The sequence below is a fragment of the Lactobacillus sp. N54.MGS-719 genome (assembly GCF_000980505.1).
Taxonomy (GTDB): domain Bacteria; phylum Bacillota; class Bacilli; order Lactobacillales; family Lactobacillaceae; genus Lactobacillus; species Lactobacillus amylovorus.
This window is the reverse complement of sequence record NZ_LARO01000097.1, coordinates 1-1,516: the sequence shown is the minus strand read 5'-3', so window position 1 is coordinate 1,516 and position 1,516 is coordinate 1. Positions and strand designations below refer to the sequence as shown.

Annotated in this window: 2 protein-coding genes; both read right to left on the bottom strand. The window is 35.6% G+C overall.

Translation table 11 applies throughout. From position 1 onward, the window contains the following. Window positions 1-130: 130 nt before the first annotated feature. Window positions 131-580 (bottom strand): GNAT family N-acetyltransferase, encoded by a 450-nt coding sequence (locus WS44_RS09200; protein WP_013641596.1) that lies wholly within the window; start codon window positions 578-580, stop codon window positions 131-133. A gap of 140 nt (window positions 581-720) precedes the next feature. Beyond that, window positions 721-1,119 carry an iron-sulfur cluster biosynthesis family protein gene (locus tag WS44_RS09195; protein WP_013641595.1) on the bottom strand — a complete coding sequence of 133 codons (399 nt, stop codon included), beginning with the start codon at window positions 1,117-1,119 and terminating at the stop codon, window positions 721-723. Window positions 1,120-1,516: the final 397 nt, after the last annotated feature.

The window sequence follows — 1,516 nt, the reverse complement described above, 5'->3', positions numbered from 1 at the left end:
GAACCGCCGAACTCAGAGAGAGCGGTTTTACAGACCGCCGCGTTTAGCCACTTCGCTACTCCTCCGTTAGCTGACTTAATTATAATAACGAATATCTAGGACAAATGCAAGGAAAAATTGAAAAAAGTTTTCATTTTTTCTCCATTACGAAATTGATCAATTCTATTCCATCCCTTACAACTTTTTGTTTCCTAACTACAATGTATCCCCTAGCCTTAAAAAATGGTCTAGCAGTAATAGATGCATGTGTCACAATTTTACCATCTTTTATACTACTTTCCAGTTCATCACAAATAGCACTTGCAATACCTTGTCCTTGATAATCTTTATGAACAAAAAGTCTATCTAAATATCCTGATTTATCAATATCACCAAAACCTACAATTTGTTTTTTATCAATTGCAACAATCCTCTTGTGCGCTCTAAAAGATGCATCCCATTTTGGTAAATCAATCTCTTTATGTGCCCACGCATCCATTTGCTCTGGAGAGTAATCTAAAATGTTGATAGTATGTACAGTTTCATAAAACAATTGGGCTAGTTGTGCACAGTCAGCAGATTTATATTCACGTAAAATCATTTATATTTACTCGTTTGAAAAACAAAAGCCATTACTCTTATTGTGGTTTCTAGAGTAATGACTTCTGTGCCTTTGCATTGAATCAAAATGCAATTATGGCAAATTGTCCTTCGCTTTTAATATATCAAAATTTACGCTTATTAACAACGCCATTCAACAGCGCCCATCTTAACGTTCTTGTTAGCCTTAATTAATGCGGCACCATTGCCGATTTCTACGCCGCCGTCAAGAATTCCTTCGTCAGAACGAAGATTTAAGCTGCCGGCATCATAATCCATCACCATGTTTGGTCCCATCATCGTCATATCATACTTTGAAGTATAGATCTTCAAGCCCTGATCGTTTTCAAGCTCTACAGGATAATCGGGATCAACTTGATCAACCCAGATGATTGAAAAGTGGGAACCAATGCTGCAGCCGCCACCCTTGATAGAATACTTGCCACCACCATCATCGGTGATTAAGATCAAAGTCTTGTCTGCGATTTCTCTTCTCTTTAAGTAATCAAGTGCGTTATCAGTAAATGTAATTTTCAACATGAGTCCACTCTCCTTTTCGCTTTGTTAATTAAATTATAGCGAAAAAAGCTAGTAAATAAATTGATCTAAATCAAGAAATATTAATTTAGGCACAAAAAAGTCATTACCTTAAGGAGACCATGGTAACGACTTTTTTACACATATAGATCATACTGAGTATTTAAAAGTGTATTGCATCATGAATTACAATACACCGTAATATAACACCTTTTCTAAAGATTGGCTTAAAAGAAGACTTATTTTTTAGCTAAAAATATCAGACTAGCATTGATAACGCAAACGTATTTTCGTAAAATAGCATTATCAAGCAAGTGAACGTATATTCGCTTAGCATAGTAAGGTGGGGATGCACATGTATGACTATAGATATGAACCACACAGGCTAGTCTTCATGATC